Source organism: Metallumcola ferriviriculae, assembly GCF_035573695.1.
GTDB classification, from domain to species: Bacteria; Bacillota; JADQBR01; order JADQBR01; family JADQBR01; genus Metallumcola; species Metallumcola ferriviriculae.
In genome coordinates this window covers 374,157-388,901 of sequence record NZ_CP121694.1, presented here as the reverse complement: position 1 = coordinate 388,901, position 14,745 = coordinate 374,157, and the positions used below count along the sequence as shown (strand labels likewise).

General features: G+C 44.1%; 21 protein-coding genes. 7 read left to right on the top strand and 14 right to left on the bottom strand.

The features are described 5' to 3' along the window. Positions 1 to 102: 102 nt before the first annotated feature. On the top strand, positions 103 to 1,548 hold the full coding sequence (locus tag MFMK1_RS02065) for an MFS transporter (RefSeq protein ID WP_366923514.1): 1,446 nt from the start codon (positions 103 to 105) through the stop codon (positions 1,546 to 1,548). A 12-nt stretch (positions 1,549 to 1,560) separates the two neighbouring features. On the opposite strand, the gene MFMK1_RS02060 is transcribed toward MFMK1_RS02065, so the two are convergent. Both MFMK1_RS02060 and MFMK1_RS02055 read right to left on the bottom strand, forming a co-directional pair. Next, the gene (locus tag MFMK1_RS02060) at positions 1,561 to 1,839 is read right to left on the bottom strand and encodes a YqhV family protein (RefSeq protein ID WP_366923513.1); all 279 of its coding nucleotides are present in this window, start codon (positions 1,837 to 1,839) and stop codon (positions 1,561 to 1,563) included. A gap of 51 nt (positions 1,840 to 1,890) precedes the next feature. After that, positions 1,891 to 2,757, bottom strand: a complete 867-nt coding sequence (locus MFMK1_RS02055; protein ID WP_366923512.1) for a DMT family transporter — start codon at positions 2,755 to 2,757, stop codon at positions 1,891 to 1,893. Between the two features lie 111 nt (positions 2,758 to 2,868). Here MFMK1_RS02055 and MFMK1_RS02050 point away from each other — a divergent pair, with 111 nt between their 5' ends. Further along, positions 2,869 to 3,015, top strand: a complete 147-nt coding sequence (locus MFMK1_RS02050; RefSeq protein ID WP_366923511.1) for a hypothetical protein — start codon at positions 2,869 to 2,871, stop codon at positions 3,013 to 3,015. Positions 3,016 to 3,074: 59 nt separating this feature from the next. On the opposite strand, the gene MFMK1_RS02045 is transcribed toward MFMK1_RS02050, so the two are convergent. The 3 genes from MFMK1_RS02045 to MFMK1_RS02035 form a co-directional block, all read right to left on the bottom strand. Next, positions 3,075 to 3,698: a YigZ family protein gene (locus MFMK1_RS02045; RefSeq protein ID WP_366923510.1), complete on the bottom strand. Its 624-nt coding sequence runs from the start codon at positions 3,696 to 3,698 to the stop codon at positions 3,075 to 3,077. 65 nt (positions 3,699 to 3,763) lie between these two features. Next, on the bottom strand, positions 3,764 to 4,783 hold the full coding sequence (locus MFMK1_RS02040; RefSeq protein ID WP_366923509.1) for a uroporphyrinogen decarboxylase family protein: 1,020 nt from the start codon (positions 4,781 to 4,783) through the stop codon (positions 3,764 to 3,766). Positions 4,784 to 4,788: 5 nt separating this feature from the next. Continuing rightward, on the bottom strand, positions 4,789 to 5,049 hold the full coding sequence (locus MFMK1_RS02035; protein ID WP_366923508.1) for a putative Se/S carrier protein: 261 nt from the start codon (positions 5,047 to 5,049) through the stop codon (positions 4,789 to 4,791). A 109-nt stretch (positions 5,050 to 5,158) separates the two neighbouring features. On the opposite strand from MFMK1_RS02035, the gene MFMK1_RS02030 reads away from it, so the two are divergent. Beyond that, the gene (locus MFMK1_RS02030) at positions 5,159 to 5,584 is read left to right on the top strand and encodes a DUF1285 domain-containing protein (protein WP_366923507.1); all 426 of its coding nucleotides are present in this window, start codon (positions 5,159 to 5,161) and stop codon (positions 5,582 to 5,584) included. 65 nt (positions 5,585 to 5,649) lie between these two features. Next, positions 5,650 to 6,012: a hypothetical protein gene (locus MFMK1_RS02025; RefSeq protein WP_366923506.1), complete on the top strand. Its 363-nt coding sequence runs from the start codon at positions 5,650 to 5,652 to the stop codon at positions 6,010 to 6,012. A gap of 13 nt (positions 6,013 to 6,025) precedes the next feature. Here the strand turns inward: MFMK1_RS02025 and MFMK1_RS02020 are convergent, their stop codons facing one another. Next, on the bottom strand, positions 6,026 to 7,777 hold the full coding sequence (locus MFMK1_RS02020; RefSeq protein ID WP_366923505.1) for a sensor domain-containing diguanylate cyclase: 1,752 nt from the start codon (positions 7,775 to 7,777) through the stop codon (positions 6,026 to 6,028). A 145-nt stretch (positions 7,778 to 7,922) separates the two neighbouring features. On the opposite strand from MFMK1_RS02020, the gene MFMK1_RS02015 reads away from it, so the two are divergent. Beyond that, on the top strand, positions 7,923 to 8,108 hold the full coding sequence (locus MFMK1_RS02015) for a ferritin-like domain-containing protein (protein ID WP_366923504.1): 186 nt from the start codon (positions 7,923 to 7,925) through the stop codon (positions 8,106 to 8,108). A 33-nt stretch (positions 8,109 to 8,141) separates the two neighbouring features. Continuing rightward, complete coding sequence (locus MFMK1_RS02010) at positions 8,142 to 8,357, top strand: spore coat protein (protein WP_366923503.1); 216 nt, start codon at positions 8,142 to 8,144, stop codon at positions 8,355 to 8,357. Positions 8,358 to 8,573: 216 nt separating this feature from the next. On the opposite strand, the gene ilvN is transcribed toward MFMK1_RS02010, so the two are convergent. The 3 genes from ilvN to MFMK1_RS01995 are packed head-to-tail and all read right to left on the bottom strand — an operon-like array spanning position 8,574 to position 10,060. Further along, complete coding sequence (gene ilvN / locus MFMK1_RS02005) at positions 8,574 to 9,074, bottom strand: acetolactate synthase small subunit (protein WP_366923502.1); 501 nt, start codon at positions 9,072 to 9,074, stop codon at positions 8,574 to 8,576. A gap of 49 nt (positions 9,075 to 9,123) precedes the next feature. Beyond that, complete coding sequence (locus MFMK1_RS02000) at positions 9,124 to 9,780, bottom strand: SdpI family protein (protein WP_366923501.1); 657 nt, start codon at positions 9,778 to 9,780, stop codon at positions 9,124 to 9,126. Beyond that, positions 9,773 to 10,060 carry an autorepressor SdpR family transcription factor gene (locus MFMK1_RS01995; RefSeq protein WP_366923500.1) on the bottom strand — a complete coding sequence of 96 codons (288 nt, stop codon included), beginning with the start codon at positions 10,058 to 10,060 and terminating at the stop codon, positions 9,773 to 9,775. The genes MFMK1_RS02000 and MFMK1_RS01995 overlap by 8 nt, the downstream gene beginning before the upstream one ends. Before the next feature lie 271 nt (positions 10,061 to 10,331). Here MFMK1_RS01995 and MFMK1_RS01990 point away from each other — a divergent pair, with 271 nt between their 5' ends. Then, a complete protein-coding gene (locus MFMK1_RS01990; RefSeq protein ID WP_366923499.1) occupies positions 10,332 to 10,874 on the top strand; it encodes a CinA family protein in 543 nt (180 codons plus the stop codon). A 136-nt stretch (positions 10,875 to 11,010) separates the two neighbouring features. On the opposite strand, the gene MFMK1_RS01985 is transcribed toward MFMK1_RS01990, so the two are convergent. The 5 genes from MFMK1_RS01985 to mnmL all read right to left on the bottom strand — a co-directional run bounded on the left by MFMK1_RS01985 (position 11,011) and on the right by mnmL (position 14,664). Beyond that, on the bottom strand, positions 11,011 to 11,415 hold the full coding sequence (locus tag MFMK1_RS01985) for a hypothetical protein (protein ID WP_366923498.1): 405 nt from the start codon (positions 11,413 to 11,415) through the stop codon (positions 11,011 to 11,013). Between the two features lie 144 nt (positions 11,416 to 11,559). Further along, positions 11,560 to 12,045 carry a permease gene (locus MFMK1_RS01980; protein ID WP_366923497.1) on the bottom strand — a complete coding sequence of 162 codons (486 nt, stop codon included), beginning with the start codon at positions 12,043 to 12,045 and terminating at the stop codon, positions 11,560 to 11,562. Beyond that, positions 12,042 to 12,590: a permease gene (locus tag MFMK1_RS01975; protein ID WP_366923496.1), complete on the bottom strand. Its 549-nt coding sequence runs from the start codon at positions 12,588 to 12,590 to the stop codon at positions 12,042 to 12,044. The genes MFMK1_RS01980 and MFMK1_RS01975 overlap by 4 nt, the downstream gene beginning before the upstream one ends. A 79-nt stretch (positions 12,591 to 12,669) precedes the next feature. Continuing rightward, positions 12,670 to 13,671 carry a YeiH family protein gene (locus MFMK1_RS01970; protein ID WP_366923495.1) on the bottom strand — a complete coding sequence of 334 codons (1,002 nt, stop codon included), beginning with the start codon at positions 13,669 to 13,671 and terminating at the stop codon, positions 12,670 to 12,672. Positions 13,672 to 13,713: 42 nt separating this feature from the next. Further along, positions 13,714 to 14,664 carry a tRNA modification radical SAM protein MnmL/YtqA gene (mnmL, locus tag MFMK1_RS01965; protein ID WP_366923494.1) on the bottom strand — a complete coding sequence of 317 codons (951 nt, stop codon included), beginning with the start codon at positions 14,662 to 14,664 and terminating at the stop codon, positions 13,714 to 13,716. Positions 14,665 to 14,745: the final 81 nt, after the last annotated feature.

Genomic DNA, 14,745 nt, shown 5'->3' with positions numbered 1-14,745 from the left:
TTTAGTTATTTTTATAATTCTTTTTCTCGGTGCCGCAGCACCGTTTATTTTTTATCATACGATGGGGCACACTATTTCTTAGCCGAGAAAAGGAGGCATAAAATGAAAAAAGATTCCATTATCAAATTAACGGCACTGGGTGGCGTGCCGTTATTAATGGTGTTAGGTAATTCCATGCTTATTCCGGTTTTCCCCCAGATGAAAAGTGCCTTAGGCATCTCTCAATTTCAAGTTGGCTTAATAATTACCTTGTTTTCCATACCCGCAGGGTTAAGTATACCTATTTTAGGTTTTTTATCCGATAAGATCAGTCGGAAACTAATTATTGTCCCTTCCCTATTGATTTACGGAATTGGCGGCCTAGTTTCGGGAATTGCCCCTATATTTTTTCAGTCTAATGCTTATACGGTACTGCTTGCAGGCCGAATTATCCAAGGTGTCGGCGCCGCAGGCACAGGACCAATTGCGATGGCTCTGGTAAGTGATATCTTCACTAGTAACGAAAGGAGTCAAGCCCAAGGAGCTATAGAGTCCGCCAACGGACTGGGCAAAGTTGTCAGCCCGATTCTTGGCTCTCTGATAGCTTTAATTACCTGGTACACACTCTTCTTTGTCTATTCGTTCCTCGCCATTCCGGTCGCGTTGGGCGTCTGGTTTCTGGTAAAGGAACCAAAATCGGAAAAAGAGAGCAGTTCCTTTAAACAGTACATCGCAGGTATAGGCAATATCTTTGCTAAAACCGGCAAATCTCTTATCGGTTCGTATCTTGCTGCCAGCGTGGTTCTTTTTACCCTGTTTGGTATTTTAGCATACCTGTCCGATGTCTTGGAAGTTGAATATGGGCTTAATGGGGTAATCAAGGGTTTCGCTCTGGCCGGACCAGTACTGGCCATGTCCACCACTTCCTTTATATCCGGCAGGGTGCTAAAAAATAATGCCAACCTGATGAAACTCTTTATCGTCGGGGGGTTAGCGATACTGACTTTCTCCTTGATTGTATTATCCATATTTAAGGCCAATATCATCTTCTTTATTGCCATTCTAATTATGGGCATCGGCACCGGTTCCGTACTACCCGCAGTTAATACTGTAGTTACCAGTGCTGCACCTTTAGAAGAACGTGGCGGTGTTACCGCCCTTTATGGCACAGTCCGTTTCTTCGGTGTGGCCGCTGGTCCGCCAACCTATAGTAAACTGCTGGAAATTAGTAAGCCGGTGATGTTTTGGGGAGCAAGCGGCATCGCCTTGCTGGCCTTTGGCTTGAGCTTCCTATTGATTACTAAAAAAGAATTGGCTCAGCCAGCGGATAACTCGGGCGATTCAAAAACTGGTAAACAGGAAGCAGGAGAACAGCAATCTTCTATTGAGCAAGAAAGCGACCAAAATCCGGACCAAACAAGAGGTTCTAAGCCGCTGGATAACCAAAAACAAGATAGCATCCCACGCCGCACCTCGTCACTAACCTTTCGTAAGGTTTGGAAGCCCGCTTTAGGGGTTGCCGGCAGCCTGCTTATTTTGTTTCCTTTCATAAAAAGAAAACAACGTTAACCGAGCTTTCAATCAGCCCTTGTTAACGCCGTAAAATATCAATGCCACTCCCAACAACACATAGACCATTTTACTGATCGGCAGCTTTCCTGCCAACCCCAGCAAGCCAAGAGACATAACTAAAAACAAGATTATCGGTCCCACCAATGCCAGCCCCGCATTAATTTTAACAGCTGTTTCCACCCGGTTAAAGTAGAGCATCAGCAGGGCTGCGCTAATTTCGATACAACCTGAGAATACACGCATAAAAGCCATGCCGAATACATATTTATCCTTGATTAAGAACCACAATAGCCCAGCCTCCCCTGCTTTTTCTTAATGCTTATGCTTTCGAACTGTGGTTCATACTTTCTTTCGGTGAAACAAATATAATCCGAATAACACCATAGAACTGCCATAGACAGTATAAATCCCCGGTAGTTCTCCCAAAAAAATATAAGCCAACGCTGCCGCTCCTACCGGTTCACCCAAGATACTTACAGAGATAAATCTGGTTTCCAAATATTCCAGCGCCCAGTTAAACAAGCTATGTCCAAGCAATGTAGGTACTAACGCCAGCAGTAAAAATATCGCCCATGTGCTTTGGGGATATGGGTAAAAAGACTTGTCAGTTATTACTGCCATAAGGGCCAAAACCGCTGCACTGGTAAAGTATACAATAAAGGTATATTCCAAAGTTGGCACATGAGATCTTACCCGTCTTCCCACCAGAAGATACAGCGCCACTAACAGTGCTCCTAACAAAGCCAGGGCATCCCCGGCAAAGGCATTGGCAGCGTCCCAGTCACCCATCGCAATTATAGCGCTTCCTATCAGCGCTATAACTGCTGCCGAAATCTCAGCAAAGGTCACCCTTTTGCTGGAAAATAAATATGCGCCAGCAAAAATAAACAACGGCTGCATGGTGACTAATACTGTGGAACTGGCTACTGATGTAAGCTCTAAGGAGGTAAACCAGCTATAAAAATGCATCGCTAAAAAAAAGCCGGCCAACAGTGCCCAACCAATGTCAGCAACCGCCACTTTTTTGAAACGCCCATTCTTAAAAACTATTATAGCCAGCGTCAAAGCCGCAGCAAATAGCAATCTATACATAGCAATAATTACAGGCGGCGCCTCGGCCCAGCGCACAAAGATAGCCGCGAAGGAAACCGCCAGCACCCCGATAAACACCGCGGCCTTTGCAGCTGTTATTCTTTCTTGCTCCAATTCTCTCGCTCCCATTTGCTACCTGTTATAGGCAGGAATTGTTTACTCTTTGACGAAATAAACTATTACTAGAATGTTTTACAAACGCAAACCTACCAAGGAGGGATAAACATGGCAGGCGAAAAACCCGCTTCATTAATGCAGACTTATTATAAACCGGAAACGGAGCATCAAGAACATGCCTCCACATTTATGGCATGGCTTATTTTCAGCGGCTTGTTATTATTCGTCTTTATACTGCTTTACCAATTTGGCTAAGGCCGTAAATCAGGTGTGCTTTCAGCCTAAATGCACACCTGATTTTTTTTTATAGAATTCTACACCGATAAATATTTCTCTTCTTTTGACTCTAGTTTCAGCGCATCGTTAGTTGCCTCAACTAAGCGTTTCTTCGTCTGTTCCAGCTTTTCATTTCGAACCCAGAAATTTAATAATACTTTTTCGCGGAAAAGGTGTTTCCCTCTTCTAGCCCCCGCATCAGCAGCTTCTCTCTCTATAATTCCCATCAAACTGTAATCCGCTTCTACTACCAGCTTGACAAAAACCTCCATTCGTACCATTCCGGCACTTTCAATTCCCTGCCGGGCAGCTCGCCCGTAAGCTCGAATTAGTCCGCCCGCTCCCAACTTAATGCCACCAAAATAGCGAGTTACAACCACCACCGTGTTGGTAATATTATTACGCCTCAATACTTCTAAAACAGGTAATCCCGCTGTACCCTTCGGTTCCCCGTCATCACTGCACCGCTGCTCCTTATGATCAATACCGGCCACGAAGGCCGAGACATTATGGGCTGCTTCCCGATGTTTGAGTTTTATGGTATCAATGAATCCTGCTGCTTCCTCGGCATCTGCCACCTGCTTAACATGGGCAATAAAACGGGATTTCTTAATTTCAATTTCTACTCTCGCTCCTCGAGCAATAGTCAGATAGCCCTGCAAGTCAGTCACCTCTCATTTTATTACACTATAGATACATTCCAGCGAATCTGAAACATACCACTGCCTTAGCCACGGGGCAAGCGGTACATTTCCTGCAGTGCTTGAGGGTTTATCTCTTCAGTTAGGAACCCACTGGTGGTGGAAAGAATATATCCCCTGCCCCCTGGGCTAAGCTGGGAAATAAGTTGACTAGTTTCATCCCTAACTTGGACCAGCTCATCCGAATAAAGTGCCGCTAATGGCATTCCTCCCATTAGAATTAGCTTATTACCATAATGATTTTTAATAGCAGCCATATCCATACCTGGACACCGATCTAGAGAATGTACACCCAATACGCTACCAGATAACCAATCCATAAGAGACATAATGTTTCCGTCAGAATGAAAAAAAACCGGTTTGCCCTGCTTAGCAATATGGCGAAATAACATTTCTTCCCATGGGGCAATCCATCTCATAAATGTCTGCTCTGAGCAAAAAAGACCACCGTAATGAGCCACATCATCTGCCACCAAGATAGCATCAACCCCCAAACTGCTAAGCTGCGAGGCAAGCGCACAAGCATACTCTGTCGCCTGCTCAATAAGCAATGCCGCCCTTTTCGGTCGCTCAGCCAATATGCCCAAAAAGTCCAATAAATCCATGGTGCGGGCTGCTGTCTGGAAAACACCGTCCACCACACCGAAAGTAAAGATATCCCTATTTTTCAACAGCTTGCTATGGTTAAATGAAACTTCTTTCACACTGGGAAATTGGTAGCCTTTTAACTGATTGAAATCCACCACCGGATATTCCACCAGTTGTTCCCTGCCTTGAGGCAGCCGCCAGAAAATTCGCCCCCAATAATCCCGGAAAACCTTTCTTCCTTTGCTGTCTGTACTCAAATACTTCTTATCAGGATATTCAGCAATAACGCCAAAGAAATCGAACCCCAACTGCTTCACGGCGGGCAAATAATTATCCTCCCCGGAATTACCAGTTAGAATAGTACATAGTTCATGACTTAAAGAAAATTCCCCGCGTAATATATGTCGGGGGGTCTTGCCATTCAAAACAAAATTAAATTCGCTAGCGCCGTCGGTCATTTTCATCACCCTTTTACTATATGATGCACTCCATGATAGCGCACGCCTTGTTCTAGAAGAATTGCAATAATGCTTTCCTTATCCTCCCAGAGAAACTTTACCGCCATGCCGCAGCTGGCTGAGATACTCCTTGGCGTAGGTATCAACAGAAATCTGGCTTGTTGTTCTTTCAAAATTACTTCGCTTTTGACGGCATCATGGGTAGTATCAAAGGTTATAACCCCATAATCCTTAATATTTAATAATTCCGGAAAGATTTGATCCACAGAGTATGCTCCTTTTAAATCAGTTTTTATCATGCTATCTACCTAGCTCATCTGTATTTGCGTCAACTAAGCCCAAATAGTATAATTAGTAGAAAACCAGGAGGGAAATATGGATAACATGGTCCCTATTACTATCAGCAAAGATGGCGAATGGTATTACGGAAATAGCAGGATGTTTCGCTTAGATATAGTGACACTTCTGGCTAATCATCTGGAAAAAGACGAAAATGGCAACTACCATATCATCTACCAAGAACAAGTCTACCCAGTTACCGTGGAAGAAACTCCATTCTTCGCAAGAAGATTATTATCAGTAAACGCAGAATCCTTAATCCTGCAATTAGCGGATGGGCGTACAGAAACCATTTCGGCACAATCGTTAGTCGTCAATAATAACATTCCCTACGGAGAGTTTAAATGGGCCCACGACACCAAGTTCTCCCGGCAGGCACTTTGGGACCTCAGTGACTACATGGAAGAAGGAACGGACGGACAGGTAATGCTTAAGTTAAAGGATAAGGCCTACCGCCTGTAGCCTAGTGATAAACTATACCTCCCTTGCATATGCTACCATTAAGCAAACGCAGGGGAGGCATTTTTGTGGTTAGGAACATTCGGCTTGTTAAAGGCGAGCAAGCAGTAGCGCTCAGCCGAGAAGCAGGCAAGTCCTGCAGCACATCGTTAAACCAATTGGCATCACCCCAAAGAATAGTGAATGCAGTGCTCTGTCATTTCAATACACCTTCATTTATTATCACCGGAACCATTGACGGGCCGATATGGGTCTGGATAATGCACTCAGGTCAATCTGATACGGTCTACCATCTAGAATATTGGCCTGAAACTTCACCCAGCCGCATTTATCTTTTTACCAACGCTAATCCTTATTGGTCAGTGATTCAATTGCAGCGATGCCTGGGAATTAGATCCTATGGCCTGTCCGTCATAAAAGGCGGTCTGTAATTTAAGCTCAACCTTACTTCTTTTGCCCGCAGTTTTCAATAACCTCTAGTTTACCGCTCGAAGCTAAGTATACTCTGTTTTTACCGCCCTTCTTTGCTCCGTACATTGCCGCGTCAGCTTCTTGAAGCAACTGCTCGCTGTTAACATATTCTTCTGTATTCTCTGCTATCCCCACTGATACCGTAACTTGAGGTGTTGTCTGTCTTTCAACTTCCCTGCGGATTTTTTTTGCGGCCTTTAGGGCCCCTAGGCGGTCAGTATCCGGGAGAATGATTACAAATTCTTCTCCGCCGTAGCGGGATACAACGTCACTGCGCCGCACATTTTCCTTAACAATTTTGACTAGCTGCTTTAAAACCTTATCCCCATTTAAATGTCCATATTTGTCATTTACTACCTTGAAGTCGTCAATATCAATCATTAATAATGACAGTGAAGCATTTTCCCGCTGACACCGGACCCATTCCTCTTCAAAACGAGTATTCAGATACTGCCGAGTATAAGCCCCTGTTAGGCCGTCAGTAACTGCCAGAGCTGCCATTCTTTGATAGAGTCGGGCATTCTCCAACGCCACACCGGCATGGTCAGCTGCTGCTTCCACCAACTCTATTTCCCATTTTCTAAATTCGTGGCTGTCTCTATCATTTAGATGTATCACACCATTTACCCTTCCGCGGTAAATAATAGGAATAATGGCCAAGTTTTTAATATTAAGCTCTGTAACGTTTTCTTTGCCTTGAGCACTTAGTACTTCTGCACTCATATCGGAAATTATTAACGCTTTCCCCTTCCTCACTGCCTTTCCAGTCAATGAGCCATCAATCGGCATATTCCATTTTTCCATGGTTCCCTCGGAGAGAAATGTAGAAACTTCCGGGACAATAACACCGTTGTCGTAATCGACGCTAAATAAGGTGCACCGGCGCAATCCGGTAGCAGCTACGATTTCATCAAGCAGATTTTTAAAGATTTTGTCTGTATGCAGGCTGCTATTAAGTACCCTAGATACTTTATTTACCAATTCTAATTCTTTGTTGGTCTCCTTCAGTAAATAGTAAAGGCGGGACTGATCAATAAAAGACGCTGCATTGTTAGCAATGGTAGCCAACAACTGCGTATCTACATCACCAAAGGTACGCACTTCCCGAGCACGAATAGCCAGTACGCCGATAATCTTATCTTTGACTCGCAACGGCACACTTAGAAACGAACTGAAACCTTCCTGTAAATTCTCCTCTACAAAAAGGGCTTGAGGATGACTATGAAGGTCATCGGCACGGATTACTTCACCCAAAGCAGATCGTCCAATTAAACCTTCACCAATGCGAAAGTGAACCTTTTGGACATACGCATCAGTTAAACCACGCCACGCACGATATTTCAGTTCATCACCTTCAAGAAGCAGCAGCTCGCCGGCCGGTGCATGGAAAACATTACAGGTGTGTTCCAATAGTGACTGCAAAAATGAATCTAGGTCGTTGGCCGAATAATCAAGTTCGCTTACTTTATAGAGTACACTGAGTTCATTAACCCTTTGGGCCAGCTCTTCGCGCTGAAGCTTAAGCAGCCGATTGCGCAGTACCCTAACTCGGGTGTATTTGACCAATATTATTTCAAAAGAAACGAAAAATAAGGCCGAAAGCAGTAATAACAGCGTTCCTTTTCCTTTGGAAAGGGAATAAACGCCCAAACCAAAAAAAGCAAGACTTAAAATTACGCATGCTTGCATCGCGAAATATGCTTTTTTTCTCCTTACCAGCCTCATGGAATTCTCCTTTTATCATTTTTTCTTAATTATAGCAGTACCCGGCAAATATTACCATTAAATTTAGCTAAATTAAATTGAATTAAAAGGGTACAGTTATTGCCATACTATGTACAGTCTCTATTTATACAGGAGGTGAGAAATTTTGCAGCTTACTTCAAAAGAACAAGGACTAATTAAAGACGCCCTAGAGCATGAACAAATTTGCGCAAAAAAATACGCCAGCTATGCTGCCCAACTGCAGGACCAAGAGTTAAAAAATTTGTTTACCCAGTTACAACAAAAGGAAGAACAACATATTAATACGTTGAACCAGCTTAAGAACAGTTAACTACATTAATCAAAATTCAAAGGAGTGATACCGTTGGTTCAAAACCAAGCACTTCAGGACAAGGAAGTCCTTACAGATATGCTGATGACGGAAAAATTTGTATCTAGTAGTTATGATACCGCCGTGCTGGAATCTGCCACACCCCAAGTACGTCAGGCCTTTCAGCACATTCAAAAGGACGAACAGTCCCATGCTGAACAAATCTTTCAAGCTATGCAGCAGCGTGGCTGGTATCAGGTCCAAAGCTAATAAAAGTTTCATCAGGGCCCTTGATACCCATACCCCTCAATGGTATAATTTACTCAGATAATTAAAAAGGGGGGGGATTTTAAAATGTTGGCGAAAAGATTTTTTATTCCGCGTGTCGCTCACTGCAGTGACGGCTGCTCAATTAAGTCCCGGGCATGACACTAAACGGCCCAACAAAAAAAGGGAGCTCAGCCTTAGAGCTCCCCTTTTTATTTCCTATTCTTCCATATCCCGTGCTGCCTCAGGCCCGCGGCCTAGTGCAATCTTCCCTGTTCGCACAATTTCAATGATCCCATGCTCCTGCAAGACTTCTAACAAAGCGTCAATCTTATCCGTCTCCCCGGTTAACTCTATCACCATGGTCTCCCTGTTAACATCAACAATCTTGGCACGAAAAATGTTAACTATATCAACAATGTCTGTTCTTTTTTCTGCTGCTGCTTTTACTTTAATCATGGTCAGTTCTCGGTTAATTGATTTGTTAGATGTAAGGTTGGTAATTTTAATAATATCTACCAACTTTGCCAACTGCTTAATTACCTGCTCAATCTCCTCAGGACCACATTCAACAACCAAAGTTATTCTGGTAACCTTGGGATCCTCAGTAGGTCCGGCGGCAATACTAACAATGTTAAAGGCCCTACGACTGATTAATCCCGCTATATGCGATAAAACAGTTGGACGGTTTACCACTAACAAGGCCAAGGTGTGTTTCATATTTACACCTCCAAGTTTTCTTCTATTTTATTGGTCTGTCACGGCGTTGTCAATGGCTGATGCGCCTATATAGCCAATAAGAATATCCCACGGCAAAAAAGGGCGGTCCCAATATTAAAGGAAAGAATACCATCCAAATCAAATCTTGGGGTAACATCAAAGCTGCTACCAACGCAGTCAAAGATGTACCTGTCCATAGGTAACCGGTAAGCCGATGAGTTTTACGCCATACTTCCTCATTAGCTAAAGTCCAGGGCGTCCTAATACCAAGGAAATAATTATGACGCACTCGCCCCAAATAATTACCAATAACCAGCAGCAAAAGCGCCACGCCGGCGGGCACAATCCGCCCTATTGGCAGCGGATTACCCAGGGCAGTAGCAATTGTCACCAGATAGAGGCCCGTAAAGAATAAATGCATTGCGTACCGAAAAATACGGTAAACCTCAGAAAATTTACGGTAATTATCATATTTGGGGTCTAGCCGAGGCAAGAAGATAAATAAGAAGTAAATTGCCACGTTTAGTAAGGGTATCGCAAACGCCCCTGTTAATCGACTGCCATAGTCATCTACTTCACCTTGAACATTCCAATGCATCGGTACCTGGTCCGGCAATTGTGGATAAGCCCAAATCCCTACCGCCAGGGTACCTATGACCAGCAGCAGCAACGGCCATTCCCAGTTAATTTTAATGTCCTTATTCATGTTCATTACCTCCCTCTTCACCGGTCAGATCCATAATCCAGCCCAACAAATCTTGTATCACAGTCGTATTTAAGGAATAATAAATATGCTGACCCTGTTTTTCCGCACTTACCAAGTTCGCCTGCTTTAGGATATTTAAGTGATGTGAAATACTGGGTTTAGAAATAGAAAATTCTTTCGCAATTTCCCCGGCAGTCATGTCTCCATTGTGCAATATTCGGATAATGTGGCGCCTGCTCTTGTCAGCTAGCGCTTTAAAGGTATCATTGACTGGACTCATAACATTCCTCCTAGCCCTTTACCTTAATAAAAGGCATTTAGATATTTAGATAATGTTCTAACCATTTAAATTATACTCCGTGTTTTTAATCTGTCAATACTATTTCAAAGGATTTTAAATAATATTACAGAATATAATTCCTAAATATTAACGGGAGGACCGCAACATCAAAACATCCATACTCAACTTTTTGCAGCTTGATGACACCGTAAGGAATTCTAAAATATTCCAGAACATAGTTCATGATCGCTAAAAGGGGGGTCCCAACATTATGATACACCTGCAAAACTTCCCCGGGCTTGACGACACGGTAAAATTAAAGAAAGTGCTGAAAACAGATTCCCTTAACCAAGTGGTGGGGAGTATCTTGTTGGAAAAAAATATTTCTGTGGCTACCGCTGAATCCTGTACCGGCGGTCTCCTTGCCCATAAACTCACCTTGGTGCCAGGTAGTTCCGCCTATTTCCCCTTAGGATTGGTCACGTATGATAATCTTTGGAAAGAAAGATTGTTGAGCATTTCCAATCATTTGCTATCGGCGCGCGGCGCAGTAAGCCCGGAGGTCGCGGCTGCCATGGCAGAGGGTGTGCGTTTCAGGGCGGAGACGGACCTAGGCGTTGGTATCACCGGCATTGCCGGTCCCGGCGGAGGCAGCATGGATAAGCCGGTGGGGCTGGTATACATCGCCGTAGCAAACAATACTCAAACAACGGTAAAGAGATTTCATTTTCATGGCAAGCGACAAGAAATAAAGGAAAACTCCGCTAGGGCAGCATTGGCATTGATGCTAGATTTTTTGGGAGAAAATATATAAAAGTTGCTTGCCGCCTTAGACGGACGGCGTATCCATCGCTAATAGATATCTTCATCCCTCGAAAGGTATTATGCAACTACATGGGCGTCTAGGTATAAATAATGCAGGGGGATATACCCCCTGCTGATGTTTTTTGCTAATCAGTACCTAAATATGTTTGGTGTAATCTGTCATAGCGCGCATCATAGAATGCTTTACCTACTTTTTCACCGCTATCATACACGGCAAATACCGTCACTGAGATTTTACGGCTTTTTACATCAATCCCTGTCATAAAACGATCCCTAATCTGGGCCGCGATATCCGCAATCTGCTGTTTATTCAAGTAGGAATAAATCGTAGTTGTGATTTCGTATTCCTTCTTCCCCGGGTCAAATGTCACCCCTATTTTCTTAACATCTTTTAAGTCTTCGTCAATTCTTGCCGCCAAATCCCGGGCACGCTGCAGCTCTTCTTGGGACACACCACTGCCGCCGCAGCCTACTGCGGCAACCATCATAACCACTAACACCAACCATAGCATACCGTTCCTCAATTTCATGGTACCCCACCCCACCCTTTGCAAATAGTTTTTCGCCAGCATATGGTTGTGAAAATATGCACATGCGTGCGAAAACTCTTCTTATATAGTATATTTTACCTACCCTAGAAAAAACCTGCTGACAAGCTATATTTTTTCCAAAAATCAGCCAAATAAAACCAATGCAAGTCCGCCTGCAATAAACGGAAGGAGCACTACTAAGCTCAAACGGAGCAGCATGAAGCGCGGACCAACGATGGCCAGTTCAAATGGCATCTGGCCAATACCCAGCATTGCCCAGCCGGAAACAAATGCCACCGCGGTACCGATACCTGCTCCCGCCTTAAATATCGAAGCAATAATAGGAAAAGATACGTAAGGGCCGCCGGGAATAAGCGCTCCTCCTAGGCCGCCAACCAAAATACCCGTATACCCCGCTTCTTCGCCGAGCCAGGACTGTATTAACTCAGGAGGCAACGCCACCTGAAGCATACCCGCCACCACAAAAGCCACCAGCAGCAGCGGCAGGAGATTTATCAGCATTTTGCCACCAATATTCACTGCCTTGATGTGACTGCCATCCTTACGCCTATATGCCATCGCAAATAGCACCACCGCCAAGACAGATAACAGTCCGAAAGCGAATATCATTTTGTCTCACCTTCCTTACTGAGTTCAGTTATTTGTGCCCTTATCCTGTCAGTCGCTCCTGAGTAAAATAAATTGGCCATTAAACCTACCAGTACTGGGAATACTAATGTAACCAAATAACGCACCCAGGTAAGACGCGGACCGATAAGAGCTATCTCCATGGGCAAGCGACTCAATGTCCAAAGGTTTTTTGCAGTGACAAAGGCCATCACGGTACCTATTTCGGCGCCGCCCATCAGAAAAGAAGCGGCGATTGGGTAAAATACATAGGGGCCGCCGGGCACCAATGCACCAGCAATGCCACCCAACATCAGGCCTTTAAATCCAGATTCTTTCCCCAACCACTTGCTGATTACTTCCTTTGATACCATGATTTGTATCAATCCCGCCACTAGAAAAGCTGCCAGCAAAAGCGGAAAGACCTGCAACAACATTTTTCCCCCAAGGATAATTCCCTCAAAAATCAACGCACTGCCGCCGCGATAAAAGGCGATTATTGTCAGCAGCACCGCGGCAACTGCCATACCGATAGTAGTATTACGCATTTTCTCCCTCCCATTTAATTCTTTTCGCATCTTTTGATACCCATATTAAATATCTGACTTATCGTTTGGACAGTTGGAATCATATTTTACCTAGTATAAGTTGAACCAATATGCTTGTCACTGCCACACTAAACCAAACTATCATTCCCAACAACATTGGTTTAATCCCGGTAGAAAGCATCTTACGAAAATCTGCCTTCAGCCCCACTGCAGCCAGCGCCGTGACAATCATGAATTTCGCCAGCTTATGGGCAAAAGGCACTGTTTTCGCAGGAATAATGCCAAAGGTATTTAGCATTGATGCCGCCAAAAACCAGATAATAAACCACGGGAACACCTGCTTCCAGGGTACTTTTACCCCGCTGCCTTTTCTACCCGCCGCGCCAATGACGGCAAAAATAAGGGCAATGGGAATAATCATGGTAGTTCGAGTGAGTTTAACCACCGTAGCGTAGTCGCCGGCAGCCTTACTAAACGCATAGCCCGCCGCAACCACAGAGGATGTGTCATTAATGGCTGTACCCGCCCATAAGCCAAAGGCACTGGCTGACAGGCCCATCAGATGCCCCAGGGAGGGAAAAATCAACACTGCAATAATATTGAAGAAAAAAATTGTAGAAACACTATATGCAATCTCATCGTCTTTAGCTTTAATAATTGGAGAAATTGCCGCAATAGCCGACCCGCCGCAAATTGCGGTGCCCACCCCGATTAAACTTGTAAGGTTTGGGGAAACATTTAAAAAACGCCCCAATACCAATGCTACAATAAATGCAGTAATTAATGTAATTAACATTACGGAAACAGAATCGCGCCCGGTTCGCCAAACCTGCTGCACACTTAAGGACGCCCCCAATACAATTATGGACCACTGCAGAATTTTTTTCGCTGCAAAGTTGACCCCCGGCCCATATTTTTCCTTAAGCACCCAAATATTACTATAAAGCATCCCCAATATTATGGCAAAAACCGGGCCGCCAATAATCTCATAATTACTACCTAAAATATACGCAATTACAGCTACAATTAAAGTCAAGCTTAGTCCCTTTAAAGTGTCGTCCTTTGCCTTATCTTCTGTCATTTTACCTTCCTCCAAATTCTATCTCTACAAATCTACCTGCTGTCAATCTTCAAACCGCCGCAGTGCCGCACCGTTAAGATAGTCACACTTTGCTCCTTGGAAGGTATCCAAGTCCTCCAACCGTTTTTCAATCATCTGTTTTATTTTCCACCAGCTAGTGTCCCAGTTACTAAATAATTGCTTCTCTTTAGGCCCCTTTCCTACTAGGCGTTGGATTACCGTTTCCGGATGTAAGTACTCTAAAAACGTTACTACTCGGCTGACATAATCATCTAAAGTAATCATTTCAATTTCACCATGCTGGTACTGCCTGCCCAATTCAGTCCCTTTGACCACATACAGTGAGTGAAGCTTGACATAATCTACCCTCATAGCGGATAGTATCTTCGCATTCTCTATCACATCATCTATATTCTCTCCTGGAAGGTTTAAAATTACATGGGCACATACCGAAAAGCCCCGTTTTTTAACGCGTAAAACTGCATCAAGGAATTCAGCCAACGTATGACCGCGGTTTACCCTCCTTAAAGTATGATAATTTACTGTTTGCAGGCCCAACTCCACATCAATATCTAAACCCTTCTCTGCCAATGAAAGAAGTACATCAAGGTAGGGGTCACTGACACAATCAGGTCGAGTGGATACGGAAATTCCCACCAATTCCGCCTCTGCTGCGGCCTCCATATACTCTCTAAATTGAGCCAACGGGAAATAGGTGTTGGTAAAGGCTTGAAAATAGGCGATAAATCTCTCTGCATTAAAACGTTTGCGGAAAAAGGCTCTGTTTCGCTCTAATTGCTGCCTGACTGACCAAGCTGATGGCAAGCATTCAAAGCCCGCACCCTGTTCATCACAAAAGATACACCCGCCCCTTCCCATTGTTCCATCCCTGTTAGGGCAGGAACCGGGCAGATTTACCGGAAGCTTATATACCTTTTCCCCATACTTCTGTCGCAAAAAGGCAGAATACTGGCGATAACGCGGGTTAGTCAAAGAGAAAACCTCTTTTCGAGAAGATCATTAGTCCTACTTAATTCTATTTTTGCCCAAATCTTTCCTGCCTAATAGCGCCTG

Bases quoted from the DNA above. Each gene is read 5' to 3' on its own strand.
- MFMK1_RS02050 (WP_366923511.1), top strand. From the start codon at position 2,869: ATGGCAGGCGAAAAACCCGCTTCATTAATGCAGACTTATTATAAACCG.
- MFMK1_RS02030 (WP_366923507.1), top strand. From the start codon at position 5,159: ATGGATAACATGGTCCCTATTACTATCAGCAAAGATGGCGAATGGTAT.
- MFMK1_RS02000 (WP_366923501.1), bottom strand. From the start codon at position 9,780: ATGAATAAGGACATTAAAATTAACTGGGAATGGCCGTTGCTGCTGCTG.
- MFMK1_RS02020 (WP_366923505.1), bottom strand. From the start codon at position 7,777: ATGAGGCTGGTAAGGAGAAAAAAAGCATATTTCGCGATGCAAGCATGC.
- ilvN (WP_366923502.1), bottom strand. From the start codon at position 9,074: ATGAAACACACCTTGGCCTTGTTAGTGGTAAACCGTCCAACTGTTTTA.
- MFMK1_RS02065 (WP_366923514.1), top strand. From the start codon at position 103: ATGAAAAAAGATTCCATTATCAAATTAACGGCACTGGGTGGCGTGCCG.
- MFMK1_RS01985 (WP_366923498.1), bottom strand. From the start codon at position 11,415: ATGAAATTGAGGAACGGTATGCTATGGTTGGTGTTAGTGGTTATGATG.
- MFMK1_RS02040 (WP_366923509.1), bottom strand. From the start codon at position 4,783: ATGACCGACGGCGCTAGCGAATTTAATTTTGTTTTGAATGGCAAGACC.
- MFMK1_RS01970 (WP_366923495.1), bottom strand. From the start codon at position 13,671: ATGACAGAAGATAAGGCAAAGGACGACACTTTAAAGGGACTAAGCTTG.
- MFMK1_RS01975 (WP_366923496.1), bottom strand. From the start codon at position 12,590: ATGCGTAATACTACTATCGGTATGGCAGTTGCCGCGGTGCTGCTGACA.
- MFMK1_RS01980 (WP_366923497.1), bottom strand. From the start codon at position 12,045: ATGATATTCGCTTTCGGACTGTTATCTGTCTTGGCGGTGGTGCTATTT.
- MFMK1_RS01995 (WP_366923500.1), bottom strand. From the start codon at position 10,060: ATGAGTCCAGTCAATGATACCTTTAAAGCGCTAGCTGACAAGAGCAGG.
- MFMK1_RS01990 (WP_366923499.1), top strand. From the start codon at position 10,332: ATGATACACCTGCAAAACTTCCCCGGGCTTGACGACACGGTAAAATTA.